Annotated in this window: 22 protein-coding genes; 6 read left to right on the top strand and 16 right to left on the bottom strand. The window is 69.7% G+C overall.

The window, feature by feature from the left end; translation table 11 throughout:
- Positions 1 to 15: 15 nt before the first annotated feature.
- A complete protein-coding gene (locus RY94_RS00320; protein ID WP_043440430.1) occupies positions 16 to 1311 on the bottom strand; it encodes an ABC transporter ATP-binding protein in 1296 nt (431 codons plus the stop codon).
- Complete coding sequence (locus RY94_RS00315) at positions 1304 to 1945, bottom strand: ABC transporter permease (protein WP_043441197.1); 642 nt, start codon at positions 1943 to 1945, stop codon at positions 1304 to 1306. The genes RY94_RS00320 and RY94_RS00315 overlap by 8 nt, the downstream gene beginning before the upstream one ends.
- A 230-nt stretch (positions 1946 to 2175) precedes the next feature.
- Here RY94_RS00315 and RY94_RS00310 point away from each other — a divergent pair, with 230 nt between their 5' ends.
- Positions 2176 to 2811 (top strand): YitT family protein, encoded by a 636-nt coding sequence (locus RY94_RS00310; RefSeq protein WP_043440428.1) that lies wholly within the window; start codon positions 2176 to 2178, stop codon positions 2809 to 2811.
- 73 nt (positions 2812 to 2884) lie between these two features.
- Here the strand turns inward: RY94_RS00310 and RY94_RS00305 are convergent, their stop codons facing one another.
- Both RY94_RS00305 and RY94_RS00300 read right to left on the bottom strand, forming a co-directional pair.
- On the bottom strand, positions 2885 to 5437 hold the full coding sequence (locus RY94_RS00305) for an MMPL family transporter (RefSeq protein WP_043440427.1): 2553 nt from the start codon (positions 5435 to 5437) through the stop codon (positions 2885 to 2887).
- A gap of 48 nt (positions 5438 to 5485) precedes the next feature.
- Positions 5486 to 6142 carry a TetR/AcrR family transcriptional regulator gene (locus tag RY94_RS00300; RefSeq protein WP_052273766.1) on the bottom strand — a complete coding sequence of 219 codons (657 nt, stop codon included), beginning with the start codon at positions 6140 to 6142 and terminating at the stop codon, positions 5486 to 5488.
- A 136-nt stretch (positions 6143 to 6278) separates the two neighbouring features.
- On the opposite strand from RY94_RS00300, the gene RY94_RS00295 reads away from it, so the two are divergent.
- From RY94_RS00295 to RY94_RS00285, 3 genes are all read left to right on the top strand, one after another.
- A complete protein-coding gene (locus RY94_RS00295) occupies positions 6279 to 7262 on the top strand; it encodes an aldo/keto reductase (RefSeq protein WP_043440425.1) in 984 nt (327 codons plus the stop codon).
- A gap of 71 nt (positions 7263 to 7333) precedes the next feature.
- The gene (locus RY94_RS00290) at positions 7334 to 8245 is read left to right on the top strand and encodes a cation diffusion facilitator family transporter (RefSeq protein ID WP_043440423.1); all 912 of its coding nucleotides are present in this window, start codon (positions 7334 to 7336) and stop codon (positions 8243 to 8245) included.
- A 2-nt stretch (positions 8246 to 8247) separates the two neighbouring features.
- Positions 8248 to 8559, top strand: a complete 312-nt coding sequence (locus RY94_RS00285; RefSeq protein ID WP_043441193.1) for an ArsR/SmtB family transcription factor — start codon at positions 8248 to 8250, stop codon at positions 8557 to 8559.
- 66 nt (positions 8560 to 8625) lie between these two features.
- Here the strand turns inward: RY94_RS00285 and RY94_RS00280 are convergent, their stop codons facing one another.
- The 5 genes from RY94_RS00280 to RY94_RS00255 form a co-directional block, all read right to left on the bottom strand.
- Positions 8626 to 9036, bottom strand: coding sequence for a DUF779 domain-containing protein (locus RY94_RS00280; protein ID WP_043440421.1), 411 nt, complete (start codon positions 9034 to 9036; stop codon positions 8626 to 8628).
- Between the two features lie 8 nt (positions 9037 to 9044).
- Positions 9045 to 10568 (bottom strand): acetaldehyde dehydrogenase ExaC, encoded by a 1524-nt coding sequence (gene exaC, locus RY94_RS00275; protein ID WP_043440419.1) that lies wholly within the window; start codon positions 10566 to 10568, stop codon positions 9045 to 9047.
- 138 nt (positions 10569 to 10706) lie between these two features.
- Positions 10707 to 12593, bottom strand: a complete 1887-nt coding sequence (locus tag RY94_RS18235; protein ID WP_052273765.1) for a peptidoglycan DD-metalloendopeptidase family protein — start codon at positions 12591 to 12593, stop codon at positions 10707 to 10709.
- Positions 12594 to 12785: 192 nt separating this feature from the next.
- Positions 12786 to 14138, bottom strand: coding sequence for a GAF domain-containing protein (locus RY94_RS00260; protein ID WP_052273764.1), 1353 nt, complete (start codon positions 14136 to 14138; stop codon positions 12786 to 12788).
- Positions 14139 to 14199: 61 nt separating this feature from the next.
- Positions 14200 to 15621 carry an FAD-dependent oxidoreductase gene (locus tag RY94_RS00255; RefSeq protein ID WP_043440417.1) on the bottom strand — a complete coding sequence of 474 codons (1422 nt, stop codon included), beginning with the start codon at positions 15619 to 15621 and terminating at the stop codon, positions 14200 to 14202.
- A 196-nt stretch (positions 15622 to 15817) separates the two neighbouring features.
- Between RY94_RS00255 and rarD the strand changes: the two genes are divergently transcribed.
- Positions 15818 to 16780: an EamA family transporter RarD gene (gene rarD, locus RY94_RS00250; protein ID WP_043440414.1), complete on the top strand. Its 963-nt coding sequence runs from the start codon at positions 15818 to 15820 to the stop codon at positions 16778 to 16780.
- Between the two features lie 27 nt (positions 16781 to 16807).
- Here the strand turns inward: rarD and RY94_RS00245 are convergent, their stop codons facing one another.
- Positions 16808 to 18028, bottom strand: a complete 1221-nt coding sequence (locus RY94_RS00245) for a saccharopine dehydrogenase family protein (RefSeq protein WP_043440411.1) — start codon at positions 18026 to 18028, stop codon at positions 16808 to 16810.
- Entirely contained in the window at positions 18028 to 19590 is a 1563-nt protein-coding gene (locus tag RY94_RS00240; protein ID WP_052273763.1) for an APC family permease, read from the bottom strand. The genes RY94_RS00245 and RY94_RS00240 overlap by 1 nt, the downstream gene beginning before the upstream one ends.
- A 102-nt stretch (positions 19591 to 19692) precedes the next feature.
- Between RY94_RS00240 and RY94_RS00235 the strand changes: the two genes are divergently transcribed.
- Entirely contained in the window at positions 19693 to 20235 is a 543-nt protein-coding gene (locus tag RY94_RS00235) for a TetR/AcrR family transcriptional regulator (protein ID WP_043440408.1), read from the top strand.
- 27 nt (positions 20236 to 20262) lie between these two features.
- On the opposite strand, the gene RY94_RS00230 is transcribed toward RY94_RS00235, so the two are convergent.
- From RY94_RS00230 to RY94_RS00210, 5 genes are all read right to left on the bottom strand, one after another.
- A complete protein-coding gene (locus RY94_RS00230) occupies positions 20263 to 20778 on the bottom strand; it encodes a MarR family winged helix-turn-helix transcriptional regulator (protein ID WP_052273762.1) in 516 nt (171 codons plus the stop codon).
- Positions 20779 to 20868: 90 nt separating this feature from the next.
- Positions 20869 to 21711, bottom strand: coding sequence for a universal stress protein (locus tag RY94_RS00225; protein ID WP_043440405.1), 843 nt, complete (start codon positions 21709 to 21711; stop codon positions 20869 to 20871).
- A 97-nt stretch (positions 21712 to 21808) separates the two neighbouring features.
- On the bottom strand, positions 21809 to 23329 hold the full coding sequence (locus RY94_RS00220) for an APC family permease (RefSeq protein WP_043440402.1): 1521 nt from the start codon (positions 23327 to 23329) through the stop codon (positions 21809 to 21811).
- Entirely contained in the window at positions 23326 to 24219 is an 894-nt protein-coding gene (locus RY94_RS00215) for a universal stress protein (protein ID WP_052273761.1), read from the bottom strand. The genes RY94_RS00220 and RY94_RS00215 overlap by 4 nt, the downstream gene beginning before the upstream one ends.
- Before the next feature lie 2 nt (positions 24220 to 24221).
- On the bottom strand, positions 24222 to 25634 hold the full coding sequence (locus tag RY94_RS00210) for a flavin monoamine oxidase family protein (RefSeq protein WP_043440399.1): 1413 nt from the start codon (positions 25632 to 25634) through the stop codon (positions 24222 to 24224).
- Between the last annotated feature and the right edge of the window lie 121 nt (positions 25635 to 25755).

The raw sequence follows: 25755 nt of genomic DNA, 5'->3' as shown, positions 1-25755 counted from the left end.
GGAGCGCCCGATCGACTACTCACCTGAGCCACCCCTGACGGCCGGGTGCAGGGGTTCGGGCTCGACGCCGGTTCCCGGCTGTGTGGTGAGCGCGCCGGTGTTGATGCCGACCGGCTTGCCCTCGGCGTGGGAGGTACGCGCATGGGCGTGGGCCTGGCTCATCGCGACCATGATGGTCTCCACGTCGACGACGCCGCGGAAGCTGTCACGGCCACCGGTGACGAGCGCCGCGCCGACGCTCGAGACGAGCATGATGTCGAGGGCGTCGTTCAGGGTGGCACGCTCGCCGATGACCGGGAGACGCGGATCGCTGTCCCCGCCGATCCGCTCCAGCCGGGCGAGCTGCCTCCGCGACAGCCACTGCAGCGGCCGGTTCCGGCCGTCGATGATGACGGCGTGGTCGTCGCCCTGCTGGTCCAGGCGCGAGAGGACGTCGGAGGCGAGATCACCGGGTGACGCGGTCACGGCGGACTGCAGGGCCACCTCGTTGACGCGCGTCAGGGTCAGCTGCTTGAGCCCGGCACCTGCGCCGATGAAGTTCTCCACGAACTCGTTGGCGGGCTCGGCCAGGATGCGCGCCGGGGTGTCGTACTGCACCAGCTGCGCGCCCTCCGTGAAGATGGCGATCCAGTCCCCGAGCTTCACCGCTTCGTCGAAGTCGTGGGTGACGCAGACGATCGTCTTCTGCAGCTCCTTCTGGATGCTGATGAGCTCGTCCTGCAGGCGCACCCGGGTGATCGGGTCCACGGCGCCGAACGGCTCGTCCATGAGCAGCACGGGCGGATCCGCGGCGAGCGCCCGGGCGACTCCCACGCGCTGCTGCTGCCCGCCGGAGAGCTCCCGGGGGAACCTGTCGCGGTACTGCTCAGGGTCGAGGGAGACGAGTTCCAGGAGTTCGTCCACGCGGGCGGCCACGCGTTCCTTGCCCCAGCCGAGCATCTTCGGTACGATCGCGATGTTCGTCGCGACGGTCATGTGCGGGAACAGGCCGCCCGCCTGGATGACGTAGCCGATGCGGCGGCGCAGGGCGTCGCCGTCGATCGCCGTGACGTCGTCGCCGTCGAGCACGATCCGCCCCTCGGACGGCTCGATCAGGCGGTTGATCATCTTCAGGGTGGTGGTCTTGCCGCAGCCCGAGGGACCCACCAGCATGACGATCTTGCCGGCCGGGATCTCCATGGTGAGTCCGTCGACGGCCGCCTTGGCCTGGCCGGGATACCGCTTGCTGACCTTGTCCAGCAGGATGCTCGCGCCGGTGATCTCGGCCGAGGGGGCCGCGGACGCAGGGGTGGCGGGAATGCTGTCAGACACGGATACCTCGCGGGATTGTGAGCCGGCCGAGGCCGACCAGAAGGAGATCGAGCACCATGGCCAGGATGACCACGGCGATGATCCCGGTGGCGACGGATTCGAGGGCGTTGGCGCCGCCGAGCCGGGCCAGGCCGGTGAAGATGAACCCGCCGAGGCCGGGCCCGAGGACGTATGCGGTGATCGCGGCGATGCCCATGACCATCTGCGCCGAGACCCGCACACCTGCCAGGATGACGGGCCACGCCATGGGCAGCTCGATGCGGCGGAAGGTCTGGAAGCGGCTCAGCCCGACGCCCCGGGCGGATTCGACGATCGAACGGTCCACGCTGGTCAGGCCGACGACGGCGTTGCGCAGGATCGGCAGGACGGCGAAGAACACCACCACGATCACGGCCGGCGCGACCCCGAAGCCGAACGGGGCGATCAGGAGGCCGATGAGGGCGAAGGACGGGATGGTCAGGCCGATCGCGGTGACGCTGTTCGCGACGGAAGTTAGGGCTGGACTGCGGTAGACGAGCGCCGCGACGGCGATGGCGAGAATCGTCGCGATCACGAGGCACTGGACCACGAGTGAGAAGTGCTGCCAGCTGGCGAACAGGATCTGCTCGAGCCTGCTGCCTACGTAATCGAGCACGTCCACCTCCTCGTCGCGGCGACGCCGCACCTCTGATCCGGCGCAGGGCGCATCCATCAGGGCGCGTCCGTAAGCCAGCTTATTTTTCAACCGTACCGGAGATCGGGGGCGAGTGGGAAAGCGATCGGGGCGTCCGCGGAGCCGGCGTCGGGGGCGCCGTCCCTGTGCCCTTGTTCACATCGGCGGCCCCCCGTGCATGAGGCAGCACCGGCCGGTGATAGCTTGCCGCCATGGACACCACGACAGCCCCTGCCCCGGCCGGCGCCGACGTCATCGTCAGGCACTCGGTGGCCGAGGACATCCTGGGGATGGTCACGGGTACCTTCACGGTGTCCCTCGGCCTCTTCCTGCTCACCACGAGCGGCGCCGTCACCGGCGGGACAGCAGGCCTCGCCATGCTCCTCAGCTATGCGGGCGGGCTGTCCTTCGGAGTCCTGTTCTTCGTGGTCAACGTCCCGTTCTTCGCGCTCGCCGTATGGAAGAAGGGCTGGGACTTCACGCTGCGCACCATGGTGGCCGTGGCGCTCGTCGCGGCCCTGGCCGCCCTGCACCCGGTGGCGCTCGGCGGGCTGACCCTGCACCCCCTCTACGCGGCGCTCGGCGGCAACCTGCTGGCCGGCGTGGGGCTGCTGATCCTCTTCCGCCACCGCGCGAGCCTCGGCGGCTTCAACATCCTCGCGCTGATCCTCCAGGAACGGCTCGGCTGGCGTGCCGGGTACGTGCAGATGGCTCTCGACACGACCGTCATCCTTGCCTCCTTCGCCGTCGTCGAGCCGGCGAGCGTGCTGCTCTCGGCCGTCGGCGCCGTGGTGCTGAACCTCGTCGTGGCGCTCAACCACAAGCCCGGACGCTACCTCGGCGCCTGAGGACCCCGGGCGGGGACGGCGCACGCCCCCGCCTCCTCCCTGCTGCGCGTCCGCGCGACGCCGACTCCCGATGTCACACGGGAACCGGGACGCTGTCCTTCTTCTCGTCGCGCAGGAGCCGGGCTCCTTCGACGTCGACGTCGGGGAGGATCCTCTCGAGCCATGCCGGGAGCCACCAGGCGTGCCGGCCCAGCAGGTACATGGCGGCCGGGACGAGGGTCATGCGGACCACGAAGGCGTCGAGGAGCACCCCGAAGGCGAGGCCGAAGCCGATGGGGCGCACCATGGCCAGGTGCGAGAACACGAATCCCGCGAATACGGAGACCATGATGATCGCGGCGGCCGTGACCACCCGTGCACCATGGCTGAAGCCGATGCGCACCGCGGCCTTCGGATCGTCCCCGTGGACGTACGCCTCCCGCATACCGGACACGAGGAACATCTGGTAGTCCATCGCGAGGCCGAAGAGCACCCCGATCAGGATGATGGGCAGGAAGCTGAGGATCGGGCCCGGGTTCGTGACCCCGAAGACGTCGCCGAGCCAGCCCCACTGGTAGATGGCGACCGTCGCGCCGAAGCTGGCGAGCAGCGAGAGCAGGAACCCTGCGGTCGCGATGACGGGGACGAGGATGGAACGGAACACCAGCAGGAGCAGGATCAGGGACAGCCCCACCACGATGGCGAGGTACACCGGCAGCGCCTCCATGAGCTTGGCGGAGACGTCGATGTTCGCCGCGGTCTGACCGGTCACGGCGATCGCGACGCCCGTCCGGTCCTCGAACTCGCCGGTCGCGGCGCGGAGGTCGCGGACCAGGTTCTCGGTGCCCTCGCTGGCCGGTCCTTCCTCGGGGATGACCTGGAAGATCGCGGTACGGCCGTTCTCGCTCACCGTCGCGGGCACGGATGCCGCGACGCCGGGCACGTCCAGCAGGCGGTCGTTGACGTCCAGCCGGAGCGTGGTGAGCTCCGCCTCGTCGGCGGTCTCGGGGAGGGACCCGACGACGATCAGCGGGCCGTTGGTGCCCGCCCCGAACTTGTCACCGATGGTGCTGTAGGCCTGGAACGCCGTGGAATCGGCCGGTTCCGTGCCGCCGTCGGGCAGGCCGACGCGCAGCTGCGCGGCGGGGATGGCGATGACGCCGAGCAGGACCACTCCGGCGATGACCGTCAGGACGGGCTTCCGTGTCACGAATCCACCCCAGCCCGCGCCCTTCGCGGCTCGCTGGTCGGCAAGGGCCGTGCTGTCGTCGGTGTCCGGGGAGGTGGCGGCGGCGTGCCTGTGGCCGGCGTCCTTGGCCCAGCGGCGCTTCGAGATCACGCGACGCCCCATCAGGGCGAGGAGCGCCGGGGTGAGGGTGAGCGCCACGAGGACGGACACCGCCACCGTGCCGGCCGCGGAGAGACCCATGACGGTCAGGAACGGCAGACCCGGTACGGCGAGCGCGGCGAGGGCCACGATCACGGTGATGCCCGCGAAGAGCACCGCGTTGCCTGCGGTGCCGGTGGCTCGTGCGATCGACTCCTGCAGGTCCATGCCGTGCAGCAGCTGCGTCCGGTGCCGGTTCACGATGAACAGGCAGTAGTCGATCCCGACGGCGAGTCCGAGCATGAGGGCGAGGACCGGGGAGATGCTGTTCATCTCGACGATCCCCGACAGGGCGAAGGTGATCCCCACGCCCACGCCCACGCCGACGATGGCCATGAGCAGCGGCAGCCCGGCGGCGACGAGGGTGCCGAGCATCAGGACGAGGACGATGGCGGCGACAGCCAGCCCGACGATCTCCGTCGCCCCGACGATCCCGGAGACGTCCTCGACGATCTCCTTGCTGTACTCGACCGTCACTCCTGCCGACTCCGCCTCGGCCGCAGTCTCCTGCACCGTTTCGCGCAGTTCCGGCGAGACAGCATTGATCTGCTGGTCGAACTGCACGCTGGCGACGCCGGTGGAGCCGTCCTCGGACACCAGCCTCACCCCGGAGGTGGCCTCGAGCTGCCGCTGGGCGAGCTCGAGTTCCGTACGCCCGGACTCGAGCTGCTCCCGCCCGGACTCCAGTTCGGCGCGGCTCGCATCCAGCGTGGCCTGGCCCTGCTCGAGCTGCTGCGCGGTGGCCGCGGCCTGGGCGGCGGGAAGCTGCTCCCGCGCCTGCTCGAACTGTGCACGCTGCTGGTCGAGCTGCTGCTGGCCCTGCGCGAGCTGGTCCTCGCCCGCGCTCAGCTGCTGCTCGCTGGCGTCGAGTTCCGCACGGCCGGCCTCGAGCTCCTCACCGCCGGACGCCACCTGGTCCGCGACGTCGAAGGGATCGATGACGCCGCGGACGCCGTCGAGCGCCGCGATGTCGGCCAGGGCCGACTGCACGCCCTCACGCTGCTCGGGTGAGAAGGCGGCGCCGTCGTCGGAGGTGAACACCACGGTGCCGGTGCCGCCGACCGCCTCCGGCAGCTCCTCCCGCAGCCGGTCGGAGATCCGCTGCGACTCGGTGCCGGGGATGGTGAAGTTGTTGGTGAGCGTCCCGGAGAAGGCGACGGCGGCGGCGCCGACCGCCAGCATGATGGCGAGCCATGCGGAGACGACCCACCACCGCCTCCGGAACGCGAAGGAACCGAGCCGGTAGAGGAGAAAAGCCATGGGGGAGTCCTAGCGGGAAGGGGACGGGAGGGGAGGAAGGGCAGGGATTCAGGTCCGGGTGACGGGGACGGGATCGACGGCGCGAGGGGAGAACCCGTCGCGGAGCATGGTGAGCGCTGCGAGGATGCGCCCCTCGAGCTCCTGCCCGGGGTCGCCGGCGGAGTCGGTGGCCAGGGCCGCCCAGTCGCGCATCGCCGCCTTGGTGCAGGACAGCACGCTCCCCACGAGGGCGGTGAGGTAGAGCTCGGAGGCGTCCGCCCCGAGGCGCAGGCGCAGTCCCTCCACGATCCGCGCCTCGGCGCGTTCCCACGAGTGCAGCTGCGCTCGCAGGAGGTCCGGGTTGGTGTCCGCCATGCGGAAGAGCGCACCGTGCTGCGAGAGACCCTCCATGCGCGTGGTCTCGGTGAAGGCGCGGATGATGGAGTCGAAGAGGGGCTCGTCCTGCGGCATCCGGCCGAAGACCTCCAGCGCCAGTTCGAGGAATCCGTCCGTGCGCACGGTCAGGGCGTCCTCGGCGCTGTGGAAGTAGTTGAAGAACGTGCGGCGGGAGACCCCGGCACGCCCGACGATCTGGTCCACCGTGAACGAGCCCGGCCCCACGGTCAGCGCGAGGTCGAAAGCGGCATCCGCGATCGCCCGCCGGGTGTCGATCTTGTTCTGCTCGCGGCGGCCCACGGGCACTGCGTTGTCGGTCGTCTCCAGCACGGTCCAAGGGTATGCGAATTCTTGCACACCGTGCAACAAAGTGTTGGCGCGCGGCCCTGCCCCCGGGGTCCTGCCGGGCGTACTCTGGCCGAGGCATCATCTTCCTCCCCCATTCTTCCCTGCGAAGGCGGCTCCCATGCAGACCATCACCCTCGGTTCCCGCGGCTCGGGCCTCGACGTCTCCCGGCTCGGCCTCGGCTGCATGGGCATGTCGGCCTTCTACACCGGCAGCGGGAAGGACGACGCCGGCGCGACGGCCACGCTGCACCGTGCACTCGACCTCGGCGTCACCTTCTTCGACACCGCCGAGATGTACGGCCCGTACACCAATGAGGAACTGCTCGGCCGGGCGTTCCGGACCAGGCGCGACGACGTCGTGCTGGCCACGAAGTTCGGCACCATCCGCCACACGGCGGGCGACGCCATGGGGCTCGACGGCAGCCCGGAGAACGTGCGCCTCGCGGTCGAGGGGTCGCTGCGGCGGCTGGACACCGACCACATCGACCTCTACTACCAGCACCGCATGGACCCCTCGGTGCCGGTGGAGGACACCATGGGCGCCCTGGCCTCCCTCGTGGAGGAGGGCAAGATCCGGCACATCGGGCTGTCCGAGGCGGCGCCCGCCACGATCCGCAGGGCACACGCCGTGCACCCGGTGACGGCGCTCCAGACCGAGTACTCGCTGTGGAGCAGGGATCCGGAGCGTGAGATCCTCCCGCTCGTCCGCGAGCTCGGGATCGGCTTCGTCCCGTACTCGCCGCTCGGCCGCGGCTTCCTGACCGGGACCATCCGCTCGGTCGACCAGCTCGACGAGTCCGACTTCCGCCGCAACAACCCGCGCTTCGCAGGCGAGAACCTGCAGGCCAACATCCGCATCGTGGAGCAGGTGGACGACGTCGCCCGGCAGCTCGGGGCGACGCCCGGCCAGGTGGCCCTCGCCTGGCTCCTCGCGCAGGGCACGGACATCGCCCCGATCCCCGGGACCAAGCAGGTGCGCTACCTGGAGGAGAACGTCGCGGCCGACGCCCTGACACTCTCCGAGGACCAGCTCGCACAGCTGGACGGCGTCGCGGCCCCGGTCGGCGACCGCTACGAGGACATGTCCGGCGTGGACCGGTAGCCGATTCCTGCCGGCCCTGCCGGTGACCGGTCCGGCCCCCCAGGGTTCACGGACGGATGTACTATCGGGGTATGGGTTCCCACCACGCACCGGCGGGCGCCGACCGGCGCGGTCCGCTGGCGGGCGCGTTCGCCATCACCCTCGGGGTCTTCGTGTTCCAGATCATCGGGGCGTTCTGGACCGGGAGCCTCGCCCTTCTCTTCGACTCCGTGCACGTCCTGACCGACGCCGCAGGCCTGGCCATGGCGCTCGGGGCCGCCACGCTCTCGGTCCGGCCGGCGTCGGCGCGGCGCTCGTGGGGCTTCCGCCGGGCGGAGGTCATCGCGGCGCTGCTGCAGGCCGCGTTCCTGCTCGCCGTCGGAGCGTACGTCCTGTTCGAGGGCGTGCGGCGCCTCATCACGCCGACCGACGTCGCAGCCCCGGAGATGATCGTCTTCGGCGTGATCGGTCTGGCGGGCAACCTCGCTGCGCTCGGGCTGCTGGCAAGGCACCGGACCGCCAGCTTCAACCTGAGGGCGGCGTTCCTCGAGGTGCTCAACGATGCCCTCGGATCGGTGGCCGTCATCGCGGCCGCCGTGGTCATCACCCTGACGGGGTGGATGCGCGCGGACGCCGTCGTGGCCATGCTCATCGGCGCACTGATCATCCCGCGGACCCTGAAGCTGCTGCGCGAGACCATCGACGTCCTGCTCGAATCCACCCCCGCCGGCATCGACCTCGAGGAGGTCCGCGGCCACATCGCGCGCCTGCCGCACGTCCGCGACGTCCACGACCTGCACATCACCCAGATCGCCACGGGCCTGCCGGTCCTCACCGCGCACATCGTCGTGGACGACGACTGCTACCGGGACGGCTCGGCGCACGCCGTGCTCGACCAGCTCCAGGAGTGCGTCGGCAAGCACTTCGACGTCAGCATCGACCACTGCACCTTCCAGATCGAGCCGCTGGGCCACATGCACCACGAGACGGAGCTGACGCACTGATGCTGCAGACCCTGACCTCGACGTCGGTCCTGGAACGCGTGGGCACGGCCCTGTCCGATCCGACCCGCGTGCGGATCCTCGTGGCCCTGCGGGATGCGCCGGCCTACCCCACCGAACTGGCGGGACTGCTCGGCGTCAGTCGCCAGAGCCTGTCCAACCACCTCTCCTGCCTGCGGGGGTGCGGCCTCGTGGTGTCGGTCCCCGAGGGGCGGCGCTCGCGCTACGAACTCGTGGACCCGAAGCTCGGGCACGCCCTCACGGACCTCCTCGGCATCGTCCTCGCCGTGGACCCCGCCCATCACGGCCACCCCTGACACAGGGCTTCGGCCGCGCATGGAAAGGGCCCGGCGCATGACGTGCGCCGGGCCCTTCCATGATCCCTAGTCCATCAGCCGGGAGCGGATGAGGAACCTCTTGCCCTCCGGCGCCTCCACGGAGAAGCCGCTCCCCCGGCCCTGGACGACGTCGACCGTCAGGTGCGTATGGCGCCAGTACTCGAACTGCTCCCGTGACATCCAGAAATCGATGAGCCGTGGCTCACCGCCCCCGGATTCCGCGGGGAACCCCTCCGAGATGTCCAGGACGCCGAGCAGCACGTCGGCCTCCGCCGTGATGAACTCACCCGCCGGATAGCACATCGGCGACGAGCCGTCGCAGCACCCACCGGACTGGTGGAACATCAGTGGCCCGTGGATGAGCCACAGTTTGTCCAGCAGTTCGACGGCGGCGTCGGTGAGCGCCACCCGCGAGACGGTGTCGCCCGGGATGGTCACCGAGGCCTCGACGGTCATGGCATCTCCTAGAAGAACCCGAGCTTGGACTCGGAGTAGCTGACCAGCAGGTTCTTGGTCTGCTGGTAGTGATCCAACATCATGGCATGGTTCTCGCGGCCGATGCCCGAGGACTTGTAGCCGCCGAACGCCGCACCGGCCGGGTAGGCGTGGTAGTTGTTCACCCAGACGCGCCCCGCCTGGATCTCGCGCCCCGCACGGTAGGCCACGTTGCCGTTCCGCGACCAGACGCCCGCGCCGAGCCCGTAGAGGGTGTCGTTGGCGATCTCGAGGGCCTCCGCGTAGTCGTTGAACCGGGTCACCGAGACCACGGGGCCGAAGATCTCCTCCTGGAACACCCGCATGCTGTTGGTCCCCTCGAACACGGTGGGCTTCACGTAGTAGCCCTCGGCCAGGTCGCCGCCGAGGATGTTCCGCTCGCCGCCGGTGAGGACCTTGGCGCCCTCCTGCCGGCCGATGTCCATGTAGGACAGGATCTTCTCGAGCTGGTCGTTCGAGGCCTGGGCCCCCACCTGCGTGTCGGTGTCCAGCGGGTTGCCCTGCACCATCTTCTCCACGCGGGCGATGGCATCGGCCATGAACGAGTCGTAGATGGAGCCCTGCACGAGTGCGCGGGACGGGCAGGTGCAGACCTCGCCCTGGTTCAGCGCGAAGAGTGCGAAGCCCTCGAGTGCCTTGTCGTAGAACGCGTCGTTGCTGTCCGCGACGTCCGAGAAGAAGATGTTCGGGCTCTTGCCGCCGAGCTCGAGCGTGACCGGGATCAGGTTCTGGCTCGCGTACTGGCTGATCAACCGGCCCGTGGTCGTCTCACCGGTGAACGCGATCTTGCGGATGCGCTTGCTCGAGGCGAGCGGCTTGCCGGCCTCCACGCCGAATCCGTTCACGACGTTGATGACGCCCGCGGGCAGGATGTCGCTGATCAGTTCCATGAGGACGAGGATCGACGACGGCGTCTGCTCCGCGGGCTTGAGCACGACGGCGTTGCCTGCGGCGATGGCGGGCGCGAGCTTCCACGTCGCCATGAGGATCGGGAAGTTCCAGGGGATGATCTGCCCGACGACACCGAGCGGCTCGCGGAAGTGGTAGGCCGTCATGTCCTCGTCCAGCTGGGACAGGTTGCCCTCCTGGGCGCGGATGGCGGCGGCGAAGTACCGGAAATGGTCGACCGCGAGCGGCATGTCCGCGGCGAGGGTCTCCCGGACGGGCTTGCCGTTGTCCCAGGTCTCCGCCACCGCGAGCATCTCGAGGTTCTCCTCCATGCGGTCCGCGATGCGGTTGAGGACCATGGCCCTCTCGGCGGCTGAGGTCTTGCCCCAGGACGGGGCGGCCTTGTGGGCTGCGTCCAGCGCCAGTTCGATGTCCTCGGCGGTGCCACGCGCCACCTCGCAGAAGGCCTTACCCGTCACCGGGGAGATGTTCTCGAAATACTGGCCCTTGATGGGGGGGACCCACTCACCACCGATCCAGTTCTCGTACCTCGGCTTGAAACTGACCTTCGATCCATCCTGGCCAGGCTGGGCGTAAACAGTCATCGTCGAACTCCTTGAACTCCGTGGATGCAGGACGTCGTCGTCCCTGGATCCCACACTAGGAGCGCAAAGGTTGCATCGACGTTGCATGGGAGCGAGGGCGCCGAGGTCCCGTCGGGTCACTGCGCCGTTGCTTCAGCCTTACCCGCCTGCGGGCACCGCCTGGTCCTCGGCCGGTCGGCCGGGTGCGGCCGCGGCGGGGTCGGTCGGGGCGGGAGCGGGGTCGGTCGGGGCGTCCGGGTCGTCACACGACGGTTGGGCAGGGTCCGACTCGTCGCCGGGCTTCGGCTCGGTGCCGTCGCCCGGGGCCGCTTCCACCGCGGGGTCCGGCGTTCCGGCGGGCGGCTGCGATTGCGCTGCGGGATCGGCACCGTCGACGGACGTCCCCGCCTCCGGGTTCTCCGGCGTCGACGGATCCGTGTCGCATGGCGCTTCCGGTGGTGCGGGTGCGGGAGCAGGAGCCGGTGCGGGAGCCGGAGCCGGCGCGGGAGCCGGGGCAGGTGCAGGAGCGGGCGCAGGGGCAGGTGCAGGAGCGGGCGCAGGAGCGGGAGCGGGAGCGGGAGCGGGAGCCGGGGCAGGAGCAGGTGCAGGTGCAGGTGCAGGAGCAGGAGCAGGAGCAGGAGCAGGAGCAGGCTCGGTCGGCGTGGGCTTCACGGCGGGATCTTCGTCCGGTTTCCCGGCCGGTTCCTCGGCGGGCTTCTCGACGGAATCCTCAACAGGCTTTTCCGCGGGCTTCTCCGCGGGCTTCTCGGCGGGCTTCTCGGCCGAGTCCTCAACAGGCTTTTCCGAGGGCTTCTCGGCGGGCTTCTCGACCGAGTCCTCAACAGGCTTTTCCGCAGGCTTCTCGACCGAGTCCTCAACAGGCTTTTCCGCAGGCTTCTCGACAGGCTTCGGCGCGGGCTTCTCGACAGGCTTCTCCGCCGGCTTCGGCGCGGGCTTCTCGACAGGCTTCTCCGCCGGCTTCGGCGCGGGCTTCTCGACAGGCTTCTCCGCCGGCTTCGGCGCGGGCTTCTCGACAGGCTTCTCCACCGGCTTCGGCGCGGGCCTGCTGCCCGACGATCCTGTGGAGACGCCGGGAGACGGCGTCCACTTCCCAGGTCCCGGCGCAGCGCCACCGGCCGCACGGCCCGCATCAGCGATGGCGTTGCCGCCCCACGGCGCAGCGTGGACCGGATGAACACCCTGTACGGGCTGGTCGGACCGTGTGGTGGACTGCGCCCAAGCCGGAATGACCATGGCGCTGCTGCCCTCGGGGCTGTAGTCCCTGAACACCCCGGCGCGCTTCCCGTGGTGGATGGGGGCCATCCTCCATTCGAGGGGGTCCACGTGCTCGCCGTCGAGGATCGTCTCGAAGTGCAGGTGGCAGCCGGTCGAGGATCCCGTGGTTCCGAGTTCAGCGATCGGGTCGCCGCCGTTGACGGCATCGCCCTTCTCCACGGAGATGCCCTGCAGGTGGTTGTAGCTCGTGATCAGGCCGTTGCCGTGGTCGATCTCGACGCGATTGCCGCCACCCCACGGATGCCAGCCCACGGCCCGCACCGTGCCGGCGTCGGCGGCGTAGACGAGTGTGCCGCAGGGAGCGGCGTAGTCCTGGCCCGTGTGGAACTCTCCCGCTTCCCCGGAGATCGGGCTGGTCCGATGACCGAAGGATGAGCTGGGCACGAGTCCGTCGAGGGGTGCGAAGAGGGTGCCCGCCATCGGCCGACGCAGGGCGGACGTCGTCGAGACCTCGGGGCCGGCAGGCTCACTGCCGCTGATCGGCGGCACGCTGACCGGCGGAAGGCCGGGCGACGGAAGGCCGAGCGACGGCCGACCGGGAGCGAGGGCCCCCAGGGGGTCGATGGCCTCGAGGGGCATCAGCAGCGACGGGCCCACGATGCCCGTCGGCGACAGGGCGTCGTTCCCGGACCGGCCGACGGTCGAAGCGGACACCGGCCCGGACGAGATCACGGAGGCAGCCTCCCACGACTGCGGCACGAAGCCCTGGAAGCCGACGAAGCAGACGACGATCGCCAGGCTGGCATGCATGGTGGTGCGCGATGACCGGGCGCTCCGGGCCGACCCGGCCGGATGCCTAGTGGATTGCGCCATGAGTATCCCCCCTTGCCCGTCTGCTGCGTCAGTACAGCCGCCGGGAAATTCTGTCCGGCGGATTCTTCAGCCATCTGGCCTAACGTTAACCCGGCCTCCGCCCGAACGACGACGGATTATTGCGATTGGCTAACAAACTTTAGGAGAAATTGAGGGGGACGTCGAGGGCGTCCCCAGTTCGGTGTCGAGCCATTCCGCGTGGGCCACGACCGCGGCCCGCCGTGGGGAGCGCCGCGGCAGCACGCGCAGGGCGAGCTGCCACGCCTCGGCGTCATACTCCGCCTCCGCGAGCGCGAGGTACTGCAGCACGGTCTCCGGTGCGCCGTCGTTGAGCACGGCATCGCGCAAGAGGACCGACACCTCGTTGCGCAGCCTCATGATCGCGGGTGCCTGCGAGCGCGGCAGGACTGGCCCGCGGTAGATCCCGAGTGCCATGCGGTGGGCGCCACGCTGCAGGTAGCTCAGGACCTGCACCGCGTCCACGACCAGCTGGCCCGGCAACCGGTAGGGGCGGGACTGCGGCACCGTGGCGTCCCCGTACGGCGCCAGGACCTTCCGCAGCCGCAGGATCTCCGCCCGGACCGTCGTCCCGGACGCCTCCTCCGGGTAGGCCATGGTGGCCAGTTGGTCCGCGGTGAGCCCTTCCGGATGCAGGGCGAGGATGGTCAGCAGCTCCGCGTGCCGGAGGCTCAGCTCCAGCGAGGCGCCGCCGGTGTGGACCACCCCGTGGTCGATACCCAGGATCTGCAGGCTGTTCCGGTAGAGGGCCGTCTGGGGACGCCCCGGCCTCCGGCGCTTCGTGCGCGGCAGCCGGTCCTGCAGCCGGTGGATGCTCAGTTGCGCCTCCGCGGCCGCGACCGCGGCTTCGACCAGAGCCAGCGTGTGGGTGGCGACGGCATCGTGGGTGCCCGTGATGTCGACGACGCCGAGCACCGTCCTGGAGTCGGGGTCGTGCACGGGTACCGCCGTGCAGCTCCAGGGATGGGCCTTGTGACTGAAGTGTTCTGCCCCGGCGATCTGCACGCTGCGGTCGACGGCGAGCGCCGTGCCGGGTGCACTCGTGCCGACGGTCGATTCGGACCAGTCCGCTCCGGGGACGAAGAGCATGCCCTCCGCCCGGCGCCGCAGTTCGCGATCGCCGTCGACCCAGAGGAGGCGCCCGTTCTCGTCGCCGACCGCCACGAGCATCCCCGCTTCCAGGCTCGGCTGGACGAGCAGGCGGTCGATCACGGGCATGACGGCGGCCAGGGGGTGGCCCTGACGGTAGGTCTCGAGCTCCTCCTCGGAGCAGAAGAGGCGGGCCTCGGCGGCGGCGGGATCACGGAGGAAACCGAGCGACCTCCGCCACGATTCCCGGACGACGCCGCGGAGGTCACCGTCGACTCCGGCGCCCCGCCCCAGTGCCTCGTGCGCTGCATAGGCTCTTCGCTGCAGCGCGTCGGAGGAGAGCTCGGCTTCGGCTAGTGAACGGGACGGCGACATCGGCACTCCGCTTCGTGACCTGTCCCGTGGATGGCGTGGGACAGGTCACAGTGTAGCCGGACTACTCACCGCGGGAAATGGTCACCATGTCCTCGCGGGGCACGAGTTTCACGCGCTCCCTGACGAGCTCGGCGTTGCCCGACGTGTTGACGAAGTTGGCTCCCAGCTTCATCTCGTGGGCGTCCAGCTTCAGCCATCCCTCCCAGGTGGTGTAGCGGACGCCGCGCTCCTCGAGGAGCGCGATGATGGCGTCCTCCGACCCGTCCTCGGCCGGCGGGAGGTTCAGCCGGTCCTCGAGGAGGTACCCGATGGTCTCGAGCGCGTCACCCTTGGTGTGGCCGATCAGCCCCACCGGTCCGCGCTTGATCCAGCCGGTGGCGTAGACGCCGGGCACGGGCCTGCCGTCCTCGTCGATGACGCGCCCTCCCTCGTTGGGGATGACGCCTCGCTTCGCGTCGAAGCCCACCTCGGGCAGCTCCGACCCGAAGTAGCCGATGGCCCGGTAGACGGCCTGGACCGGGTAGTCGATGATCTCGCCGGTCCCGCGGACACTGCCGTCCCCGGTCAGCTCCGTGCGCTCGAACCGCATCCCCGCGACCCTGCCCGGGGTCTCGGGGGAATCGTGGACCTCGACCGGCGAATGGAGGAAGTGCAGGTGGAGGCGCCGAGACGCACCCGTCGGTTCGTCCTCGACCAGCCAGTTGGTGAGCGTCTTCACCATGGTCTTGGTCTGGTTGTTCGAGGCGATCTGCGCCTCCGAGCCGGCGTCGAAGTCGAAGTCCTCGGGGTAGAGGACGATGTCGACGTCGCGCGAGTGCGAGAGTTCCCGCAGTTCCAGGGGCGTGAACTTCACCTGAGCGGGTCCGCGACGGCCGAAGACGTGGACGTCGGTCACGGGCGAGGCCTTGAGCCCCTGGTAGACGTTGTCCGGGATCTCGGTGGAGAGGAGGTCGTCGGCGTGCTTGGACAGGATGCGGGCGACGTCGAGCGCCACGTTCCCGTTGCCGATCACGGCGATCTCGCGGGCCTCGAGCGGCCAGTCACGGCTCACGTCGGGGTGCCCGTCGTACCAGGACACGAAGTCGGCTCCCCCGAAGGAGCCCTCGAGCCCGATGCCCGGGATGTCCAGGTCCGCATCCCTGATGGCGCCGGTCGCGAAGATGACGGCGTCGTAGAAGCGCCGGAAGTCCGAGAGGGTGAGGTCGCGTCCGTAGTTCACGTTCCCGAGGAAACGGATGTCGCCGCGGTCCAGCACCTTGTGGAGAGCGTTGACGATGCCCTTGATGCGCGGGTGGTCCGGGGCGACCCCGTAACGGATCAGGCCGTAGGGTGCCGGGTACTGGTCGAAGAGATCGATGCTGACGGCGAAGTCGCCCCCCTGGACCTCGTTCGACTTCGTCAGGATGTCGGCAGCGTAGACACCCGCCGGACCGGCGCCGATGATCGCGACCCGCAGCGGTCGTGCCGCAGCTGAGGTAGACACTGATTAGCCTTCTTCCCGGTGGAATGCTCCCGATGGTTACCGCGGTGCAAATAAGCGCACAGTTCCCTATTCTAAATGGCGCAGGGCGACGCCGACGAAAACAGTGGCGCGCATCTCCCCCGGTATTCGTCGCCGGGCGCGTACGGGATCGGACCGGCGGGGGAATAAAGGCCTTCCGGGCCCCGTTCACGCCGTCGTGATTGCAACAGGCGGGAAGACACCGAGGCCGGCACGGAGCGAGAACTCCACGGGCGTCCTCTTCGGCATCGGCGCATACGGGCTGTGGGGGCTGCTCCCGCTGTACTTCCTCGTCCTGGCGCCTGCCGGCCCCGTCGAGATCGTGGCCAACCGCGTGCTCTGGTCACTGCTCTTCTGCGCCCTGCTCCTCACGGCGCTGCGCTCCTGGCGGCCCGTCCTGACGGCCCTGCGCACGCCGCGGATCGTGGGGACCCTGACCATCGCCGCACTGCTGATCGCGGTCAACTGGCTGGTCTACACCTACGGGGTCACCAGCGGCCAGGCGATCGAGGCCTCCCTCGGATACTTCATCAATCCCATCGTCTCCGTCCTGCTGGGCGTCGTGGTGCTCCGCGAGAAGCTGCGCCCGCTGCAGTGGACGGCGATCGGCATGGGCATCCTCGCCGTGATCGTGCTGGCGATCGGGTACGGCGCGGTACCGTGGATCGCCCTGACCCTCGCCTTCTCCTTCGGGCTCTACGGATTCGCGAAGAAGAAGGTGGGGTCCCGCGTGGACGCGATCTCGAGCCTCAGCATCGAGACCGTGGTCCTGGCGCCCATCGCCCTCGCCGTCATGCTGTGGCTCGGGTCCACGGGCACGGCCACCCTGACCACCGAGGGCGCGGGGCACTTCTGGATCATGGCGGCCTCGGGCGTCATCACCGCGGTCCCCCTCATCTTCTTCGGCGCGGCGGCGCGCCGTCTGCCCCTCACCACCATCGGGCTGCTCCAGTACCTCGCGCCCGTGCTCCAGTTCCTGCTCGCGCTCCTCGTCCTCCACGAGGAGATGCCGTTCGAGCGATGGATCGGCTTCAGCCTCGTATGGGTGGGGCTCATCCTCCTCACCGTGGACATGCTCCGCACCGTGCGCCGCCAGCCGAAGCCCTCACGGGTGCAGGAACCCGCCGCGACCGCCGCCTGAGGCCCGACGCCGGCCCTCCCCCGGAGGTCAGCGCTCCTCCATCCCCCAGGGGGACCCGTAGCCCACCGGGGCGTCCGCGGCGAGCAGGTCCAGGAAGGGCCGCGCGTCGAAGGCCTCGGGTCCGAGGACCCCTGAGCCCCGCCAGGTACCCGCGGCCAGCAGTTCGAGGGCGATCACCGGGTTGACGGCCGTCTGCCACACCACGGCCTGGGAGTTGTACTGCGCCATCGACCACTCGTTGTCCACCACGTGGTACAGGTAGACCGAGCGGGGCTCCCCGTCCTTGCCGAGGCCCGTGACGAGGAGCCCGGCGCAGGTCTTGCCCTTCATCCGGTCGCCCAGGGTGGCAGGGTCCGGGAGCGCGGCGGCCACGACGTCCCGGGGGGCCACGGCAACGCCCTTCACGGACACCGGTTCGGTGGAGTCGAGGCCCAGTTTGTGCAGGGTCCGCAGGACCCCGATGAACTCCTCGCCGAGCCCGTACTTGAAGGTCACCTTCCGGGCCCCGGTCCATCGCGGCATCAGGATCACCTCCTCGTGCTCCACGTTCACGCACTCCACGGGGCCGATCCCCTCCGGGAAGTGGAACACCTCCGGCTCGCTGAACGGTGCGGTCGTGTACCAGCCGCGGTCCCGCTCGAAGATCACCGGCGGGTTCAGGCACTCCTCGATGGTGGTCCAGATGGAGAACGACGGCGCGAAGTCGTATCCCTCCACGGTCAGGTCGGCACCGTCGCGGACCCCGAGTTCGTCGATGGAGGAGAACAGCTCGTCCTCCGCGTACCGGGCGAAGACGTCCGACAGTCCGGGCTCCACCCCGATGCCCACCAGCGCGAGCCGCCCTGCATCCGACCAGCGACCGGCGGCCTCGAACTGCTCGTCGCCGAGCATCACCCCCGTCTTCTCGTACGGGTGGTCGGGGTGCGGCGATGAAAGGCTCATCGCCATGTCGAGGTAGGTGGCGCCGGCGTCGAAGCAGCCGTTGAACACCGGCATCACGAACCGCGGGTCCACGGCGTTCAGCACGTGGGTGATCCGGTGTGCGCGGACGACGGCGGCCACGGCCTCCGCGGACGAGGCGTCGATCCGCGCCGCGAGCAGCCGGGGGTCGCCCAGCTCCTCGACGAGGCGCTGCGGACGGGCGGGGTCGTAGTCGGCGACCACCAGCAGTTCGAAGAACGACCGGCGGACCGCGATCCGGGCGGCGGCAGAGCCGACGCCGCCGGCTCCGACGATGAGTAAGCGCATCAGGAAGGACCTCCATCGGTGGAACGCGTGGGGATGTCCGGGGAATCCGGCACCAGGACCGGGGTGTCCTCGTTGAGGCTCTCCCCGCGGAAGAAGGGAAGCGAGCCGGAGCGGGTCCGCCAGAGCACCATCAGGACGAGCCCCAGCGCCAGCGAGCCGACGCCGGTCACGAAGGTCCCACCGATGCCCAGCAGCACGCTGTAGCCGTAGTCGACGTCGGCCATGTCCACGGCGGACCTGATGAACGCCGCCGTGAGCATGAGCGCACCGAGCAGCGGCAGGAGGAACCGGAAGATCACGTTATGGCGCGAGGTGAACAGCTCGCGCCGGAAATACCAGACGCAGGCGTAGCCGGTGATCGCGTAGTAGAAGGCGATGGCCAGGCCGAGCGAGAGGATGGAGTCGGCCAGGATGTTCTCGCTGATGATGGTCATGACCACGTAGTAGGCGATCGCGGAGATCCCCATCACCAGGGTGGAGAACGAGGGGGTCCTGAAGCGGGGGTGCACCACGCTGAAACGGGCCGGCAGCGCACGGTAGACGGCCATGGAGAGCGTTCCGCGGGCCGTGGGGAGGATGGTCGTCTGGGTGGAGGAGACCGCGGACACGAGGACGGCGACGACGAGCAGCCATGCCCACGGTCCCAGCACCGCGTCCTTCAGCGCCAGGAACACGTCCTCGGAGTTGGCCTCGTTCCCGAGGCCGATCCCCTCGTCCCCCACGCCGGCGTACATCATCGCCGCGACGCTGATGCCCACGTAGGTGATGAGCAGCAGGACCGTCGAGATGAGGGCCGCGAGGCCCGGGATGCGGCGCGGGTCCTTGGTCTCCTCGTTGAGGGCCAGGCACGCGTCCCAGCCCCAGTAGATGAACAGGGCCAGGAGGATGGACTCGGTGAAGCCTTCCACGCTCCCGAAGGCGAAGGGGTTGAACCACTCGAGGGACACGGGCGTGGCATTCTCCGCGGTCCCGCGTGCCACGGAGACGAGAGCGGCGATCACGAAGAGGGCCAGCGCCAGGTACTGGATGCCGAGCAGGACGTTCTGCAGCTTGGCGCCGATCTCCACCCCGCGGTAGCTCACGAACGTCATGAGGGCGATGAACGCGACGCCCGTGATCGTGACCAGCAGTGGATTCCCGGCGAGGGACCCGTCTCCCACGAGCAGCCAGAGATAGAGGCCGCTGATCTGCGCGAGATTGGCCAGGACGACGATCCCGGCGACGGCGACCCCCCACCCGGCCATCCAGCCCACCCAGGGACCGAACGCCTTGGTGGCCCAGGTGAAGGACGTTCCGCAGTCGGGGATGGCCTGGTTCAGCTCCCGGTAGGCGAAGGCGATGAACAGCATCGGGATGAACGCGAGGATGAACGCGATCGGCGTCTGGGCCCCGACGGCGAGGACCACGAAGCCGAGGGTCGCCACGAGGGAGTAGACGGGCGCCGTCGAGGCCAGCCCGATCACCACGGAGGCCCAGAGCCCCAGCGTGCCGGCCGCCAGACCCTTGCCGGGCTCCGCCGCTCCGCCGCCGGAAGCCCTCGTCTCGGACGGGATCGAATTCATGGGGTGCCTCGACTCTGGAAGGGACCACTGCCGCCACACCGTGTGGCACGCGTCACTATACCGACCAGTCGGTTTTTTGAAAAGAGTTCTAGACTGCCCATCATGGCCACGCCTCCGACCACCGCCCAGCGCCTGATCGACGCCTACGAGGACATCCTCCTCACGGACGGGGAACGGGCCGCGACCCTCGATGCGATCGCCCTGAGGGCAGGGGTGTCCAAGGGTGGCCTCACCTACCACTTCAGGTCCAAGGACGAACTGGTAGCCGCGCTGTTCGACCGCCTCCGCCTCCTCGTGGACGAGGACGTGGCGATCATGCGCGCGGACCCGGCGACGGCGGCCACCTACTACGTCACGAGCTCGCTCGACGTCCGCAGTCCGCTGGAGCGGTGCAACGTGGCGGTGACACGGCTGGCGCAGGGCTCCCACCCCGAGGCGAACGAACTGCTGGCGCAGTGCCGGACGCGGTGGTTCGAGGTGCTGATGGACGCGATGGGGCACGAGGACATGGTGCACCTGGTGATGCTGCTGGGCGACGGCATCTACTTCAACGCGTCCCTCACCGGCACGGGGGCGATGCCCGCGGAGACCGACCCGGCGACGATCGACCGCATCATCGCACTCGTGGGGACCATCCGATACTGAGCCTGCCGGCCCGGGGCGTCCGGCGCCTCAGGTGAAGGGCCCGTCCGCTCCCCCGAGATAGGCCGCGTTGAAGCGCGTCAGGAGACCCACCAGGTCGACGACGTCGGTGCGGCTCCAGCCCTCGAGCTGCCGGCGGAAGTGCCGGCGACGGTCGGCACGCGCCTCGTCGATGCGCCGGAGTCCCTCGGGCGTCAGTCGGACCGGGTGGGACCGCTCGTCATCGAGGGGCGCACCGCGCTCCACGAGTCCGAGGCGCCGCAGGGCTGCGACGTGCCCGCTCACGGCCGAGGCGCTCATGCCGAGGGTCGCCGCGAGGTCGGTCACCCGACAGGAGCCGGCCAGGCGCACCGCGCACAGCAGGCTGTAGGCCGCGGGTTCCATCGCCGGGTCGATGCCGCGGGCGAGCGCCCAGCACACCCGCTGTTCGCTACGGCACATCGAGGCGGCGGTGTCCTCGACGACGTCGAGCGCGGCATGGCGTTCGCCTTCGCCGGGATCGGCAGGGGGCGGACCCCCGCCCGCGCTGTCCTGGAGTGCTTCCATCGCCGCATCGTAGGCCGGAGGGAGCCCGTTCCGACCCGGAATCCCCAGCATTACGCGGCATGACGGCGCGAGCCGGGGCGGCAGTGAGGATCAGCGCGGCGCGCGCACCCAGTCCCGGGGGACCACGACCATGGGCACCGGGAGGGCACGGAGCATCTGGTTGGCGGTGGTGCCGAGGAAGATCTGGCGGCGCTGGGCGAGCCGGCTCGACCCGACGATCACGAGCTCCCCGGGATCCCACTCGATCTCGTCGATGGCCTGCTCGATCGTCCGGCCGTGGGCGACGGCGATGGAGGCCTCGTGGCCGTCGGGCAGCTGCTCGACGGCGCGGGCCAGCACCGAGTGGGCGTGCCGGTGGGCCTGGTTGATGGCCTCGCCGGAGTCGGACGCCTCGTAGACGTCCAGGGCGACGAGGGAGATCAGCCGCAGCGGGAGGCCGCGGCGTGCCGCGGATTCGACGGCGACGTCGAGCACGCCGTCCGCCCCGGCACGGGTGCCGACCGCGCTCGTCATCCGGGTGAAGGCGGACCGGTGCCGGTAGCCGCGCGGGGCGAGGGCCACGGGGACGCTGGAGCTGTGGAGCACGGCGTTCGCGACGCTGCCGACGGTGAAGCGCCGCAGGAGGCCGTTGCTGGACGCACCGACCACGATCAGGCCGGCGTCGACGTCGGCCGCCACCTCGAGGAGCCCCTGGGCGAACGAGTCGGCGAGCCGCACGTGCGTGGCGACCTCGACGCCCTCGGGGACGCCGGCGGCCGCGCGGTCGAGCGCGTCCTGTGCGCGCTGGCGGCCGGGCGCCACGCTGCCGTCCTGGGGCCAGTCGAGGACGGTGACGAGGTCGATGGCCGCCGACTGCGTGAGGGCGAGCGACGTGGCCAGCTCGAGGGCGTCCTGCCCGCGGTCATTCCCGGTGTAGCCAACGACGTAGCGCACGGCGGTCCTCTTCCTCGTTCGGTGCGAAGGCAGTGCGGCCTTCGGGAGCACCGCGGAGTCGGTTCACTCTAACGCAGCAGCGCCACCGTCCGTCCCGCTATCGGCTCGGAGCCGACCCCTTGGTGATCACCTCCTGGCGGAAGAACGCGGGGTTGATGCGCCACCAGACGAGCATGAGGACGACGCCGAGCAGGATCACGCCGACCCCGAGGATGAACACCATGCCGATGCCGAACAGTTCGGAGCCGGAACCGTAGGCCGGGTCCATCGAGTCCGTGGCGGTCTTGAAGAACATGACGAGCAGGATGACACCGCCGAGCAGCGGCGCGAGGAAGCGGAACAGCACGTTCCTGGCGCTGCTGAAGGCCTGGGCACGGAAGTACCACACACACGCGAGCGCGGTGATGCCGTAGTAGAAGCAGATCATCATGCCGAGGGCCGTGATGGTGTCCCAGAGCGCGTTCTCGGACACCAGCCGCGTGAACACGTAGAAGGCGGCGGCCGCGACGGCGGCGGCGATCGTGGCGTAGCTGGGCGACTTGTACTGCGGGCTGATGCGGCCGTACCCCTTCGGCAGGGCCTTGTAGTGGCCCATGGCGAGCAGGGTGCGCGCCGGGGAGACGAACGTGGACTGGAGTGACGCGGCCGAGGAGCTGAGGACCGCGATCGACATCAGGATGGCGAACGGGCCCATCACGGGACCGGCGAGCGCCGCGAAGATGCTCTCCTGGTTGTCCGGGTTGCCGGTGCCGAGTTCACCCTCGCCCACGCCCGCGAAGGAGAGGGTCGCGAGGGCGACCGTCAGGTAGATCACCACGATGACGACGACCGTCAGGGCGCCCGCGCGGCCCGGGGTCTTCTCCGGGTTCCGGGTCTCCTCGTTCATCGTGAGGGTCACGTCCCACCCCCAGTAGATGAAGATGGACAGCGAGACACCCGCGGCGAAGGCGGAGAAGGAGCCGACGGCGAACGGGTTGAACCACTCGGCACTGATCGGTGTCGCGTCGAAGGCCGTCCCGTTGGCCACGTGGACGAACGCGGCGATCGCGAACCAGGCGAGGACGACGACCTGGAAGGTGACCAGCACGTACTGGACCGCCTTGGTGGTCTCCATGCCCCGGTAGGAGACGTAGCAGGCGAGCGCGACGAAGACGAGCGTCGTGGCGATGTTCACCGGCAGGTTGAGCGTGAGGTCGGCGAGGTCCGGGTTGTCGAACACCTGCCCGAGCAGCAGGTAGAAGAAGTCGACGGCGACGGCGGCGAGGTTGGAGAGCACGATCACGGTGGCGGCGATGAGCCCCCACCCGCCCATCCAGCCGATCCAGGGCCCGAACGCGCGGGTGGCCCAGGTGAAGGTGGTGCCGGAGTCGGGCATGGCGCTGTTGAGTTCCCGGTAGCCGAACGCCACGAGCAGCATGGGGATGAAGCCCACCAGGAAGATGGCCGGGAGGTTCACCCCCACCTCGGCGACCGTGGGACCGAGGGCCGCGGTGAGCGTGTACGCGGGGGCCACGCAGGACACCCCGATGACGACGGCGCCCAGCAGTCCGACGGTTCCGGCATCAAGGCCCTTCTTGCTGAGCCCTGACTCCTTCTGTGTTGTCTCCTCGATACTCATGCGTCCGCCTCGTGGGTCAGGGTGCCCGGGCCGGTGGTGGTGCCGGGCGTGGCGTACGTACGCGGGACGACGATCATGGGGATGGTCAGCGTACGCAGGATCTTGTTCGCCGTGGAGCCGAGGAAGATGCGCATGTGCTGCGCGAGGCGGCTGGAGCCGACCAGCAGCACCTCACCCTCGTCCCAGGCCAGGGCCTCGATGGCCTTCTCGATGGAGGAGCCATGCGCCGTCTCGACGCTCACCCGTCCGCCGGCGGCGAGAGCGGAAGCGGCCTCCGCGAGCCGGCGGTTCGCCTCGTCCTCCACACCCTCCGAATCCGACTGCCCGGCGTCGAGCGTAACGAGGGACACGAGGCGCAGCGGGAGGCCCCGGCGCTGCGCCGAGGCCACGGCCACGGAGACGACGTCGTCAGCTCCCGCCCGGTTGCCGACCGCGCAGGTCATGCGGGTGACGGGATCGGTACGGCGATAGGACCTGGGCGCCAGTGCCACCGGGACGGGTGAGGCGTGGAGGAGGCTCCGGGCCACGTTGCCGATGCTGAACAGGGTGGTGAGGCCGCGGGAGCTGGCCCCGATCACGATCAGGGACGCCTCGCTGTCCTCGGCGGCCCGGATGAGGCCCTCGGCGTTGGATTCCGCACGCACGATCACGCCGCGCGCGGGGACGTCGTCCGGCACGAGCGCGAGGCCCTGCTCCATCCACTCCTGCAGCTGGTCCGTCAGGAGGCTCTCGAAGGGTTTGCCCGGCAGGTAGATCCCCGAATAGGGGGAATGCTCGGGGGTGACGAGGACGAGGTCGAGGCGGGCGTCCTGGCGGCGGGCGAGGGCGACGGCGAGGCAGACGGCGTCGTGCCCGCGCTCGTCGGCGGTGTATCCCACCACGTAACGCATGATCAGGCCCCCCGACCGGTCGCGGCGGCCTGCACACCGGTGGACAGCGCACGGTGGAGCTCGACCGCGGTGCGCCGGCCCATCCGGATGGCGCCGTCGACGTGCTGGTAGCCCTCGGCCGCGATGTCGGAGCAGGACCAGTGGATGGGGCCCACGGGCGTGCGCTGGTCGCGGCCGTACCGGTGCAGTCCGCCGAGGTCGTAGCTCGAGGCGTACGCGCCGCGGGTCCACTCCTCCGCCGCCCAGTCCGACTCGTAGTACACCTCCGGCTCGAGCGCCTTCGGGCCGAGGAAGTTCGCGATCGCGGAGAGGATGCGCTCGCGGCGCTCGTGCGGGGGCAGCTCGAACATGGCGTCGGCCTTCTCGTCGGAGACGAAGCCCACGAGGGTGCCGCGGGGGTCCTCGAAGTTCGTGTTGTCGTAGACCTCCTGGACGATCGACCCCGCACTGAAGCCCGTCCCCGAGAGCCCGTCCTCGCGCCAGAACGGCGTGGCGTAGACGGCGTGGACCTTGATCACCAGGCCGAGCGACTGGTGCTGGTGCATCTGGTGCTGGCGGCGCGGCAGCGGTGGGTCGTAGCTGATGCGCGAATACAGGTTCGGCGGGACGGCGACGACGGCGTACCGCGCCCGCACCGTCGTGGTGTCCGAGACCACCGTGACACCCTCGGTGGTGTCGGGGCCTTCCATGCCGCTCCAGCGGAGCGTGCGCACGGGGCTCGAGAGGATGACGTCCTCCCCCAGCTCGGCCGCCATGCGCTCCGAGACGGACTGCATCCCGCCGATCACGCGCTTGTCGAGGATGAAGTCCTCGTCCACGAGGTTCGAGAAGGACCCGGCCGTCGCCGCCATGAGGATCGCCTGCAGGGTCGAGAACGAGTGCGCCGGCTTGGTCAGCATGCCGCCCGCGATGAACAGGCCGATGTTGTCGCAGGCCTCCTCGTCGTCGGACTGCTGGCGGAGCCAGTGGTGGAAGGAGATGGTGTCGAGGGCCCGGGCGTCCGGGTGGTTCCAGGGTGCCTCGGGGCCGGCCTCGTCGACGAGCCGGTCGAGGATCACGATGAGGCGTTCCATCTCCTCGCGCGTGTAGTCGCTGACGGGGAACATCTCCCCGCTGTAGCGGATCGGCTCGCCGTCCGGCCCGATGTAGACGGAGTCACCCTCCCGGTACCGGGAGAACGTCGTCAGGCCCAGCTCGTCGAGGAGGCCGATGAGCGCGGTCTGGTCCGGCGACACCCACTGCCCCCCGACCTCGAAGACGGCGCCGTCGATGATGTCCGTGTGGGTGCGACCGCCCACGCGGTCCCGCGCCTCGAGCACGGCGACCGAGTGGCCGGCCTTCTTCAGCTCGCGTGCGGCCGTGAGGCCCGAGGGTCCTGCTCCGATGATGACGACGTCGCGTTCGATGGTGTTCACGTGATCCTCCTAGTGCTGCATGACGCAGGCCACAAAATGAATGGTATTCATTATTGCGACCCACTATAGCCACCGGGCTTCGGGGAGGGAAGGGCCCGCCCGTAGAGTTAACGCCATCGCA

This window comes from Arthrobacter sp. L77 (assembly GCF_000816565.1).
GTDB lineage: Bacteria > Actinomycetota > Actinomycetes > Actinomycetales > Micrococcaceae > Arthrobacter_D > Arthrobacter_D antioxidans.
Note: the sequence above shows the minus strand (reverse complement) of the source record. Positions and strands in the feature narration are given on the sequence as shown.

What these genes read in the sequence shown, in the direction of transcription:
- RY94_RS00240 (WP_052273763.1), bottom strand. Translation starts at nt 19,590, where the DNA reads ATGAATTCGATCCCGTCCGAGACGAGGGCTTCCGGCGGCGGAGCGGCG.
- RY94_RS00215 (WP_052273761.1), bottom strand. Translation starts at nt 24,219, where the DNA reads ATGCGTTACGTGGTGGGATACACCGCCGACGAGCGCGGGCACGACGCC.
- RY94_RS00305 (WP_043440427.1), bottom strand. Translation starts at nt 5,437, where the DNA reads ATGGCTTTTCTCCTCTACCGGCTCGGTTCCTTCGCGTTCCGGAGGCGG.
- RY94_RS18235 (WP_052273765.1), bottom strand. Translation starts at nt 12,593, where the DNA reads ATGCATGCCAGCCTGGCGATCGTCGTCTGCTTCGTCGGCTTCCAGGGC.
- RY94_RS00310 (WP_043440428.1), top strand. Translation starts at nt 2,176, where the DNA reads ATGGACACCACGACAGCCCCTGCCCCGGCCGGCGCCGACGTCATCGTC.
- RY94_RS00230 (WP_052273762.1), bottom strand. Translation starts at nt 20,778, where the DNA reads ATGGAAGCACTCCAGGACAGCGCGGGCGGGGGTCCGCCCCCTGCCGAT.
- RY94_RS00290 (WP_043440423.1), top strand. Translation starts at nt 7,334, where the DNA reads ATGGGTTCCCACCACGCACCGGCGGGCGCCGACCGGCGCGGTCCGCTG.
- RY94_RS00295 (WP_043440425.1), top strand. Translation starts at nt 6,279, where the DNA reads ATGCAGACCATCACCCTCGGTTCCCGCGGCTCGGGCCTCGACGTCTCC.
- RY94_RS00280 (WP_043440421.1), bottom strand. Translation starts at nt 9,036, where the DNA reads ATGACCGTCGAGGCCTCGGTGACCATCCCGGGCGACACCGTCTCGCGG.
- RY94_RS00235 (WP_043440408.1), top strand. Translation starts at nt 19,693, where the DNA reads ATGGCCACGCCTCCGACCACCGCCCAGCGCCTGATCGACGCCTACGAG.
- exaC (WP_043440419.1), bottom strand. Translation starts at nt 10,568, where the DNA reads ATGACTGTTTACGCCCAGCCTGGCCAGGATGGATCGAAGGTCAGTTTC.
- RY94_RS00245 (WP_043440411.1), bottom strand. Translation starts at nt 18,028, where the DNA reads ATGCGCTTACTCATCGTCGGAGCCGGCGGCGTCGGCTCTGCCGCCGCC.
- RY94_RS00260 (WP_052273764.1), bottom strand. Translation starts at nt 14,138, where the DNA reads ATGTCGCCGTCCCGTTCACTAGCCGAAGCCGAGCTCTCCTCCGACGCG.
- RY94_RS00220 (WP_043440402.1), bottom strand. Translation starts at nt 23,329, where the DNA reads ATGAGTATCGAGGAGACAACACAGAAGGAGTCAGGGCTCAGCAAGAAG.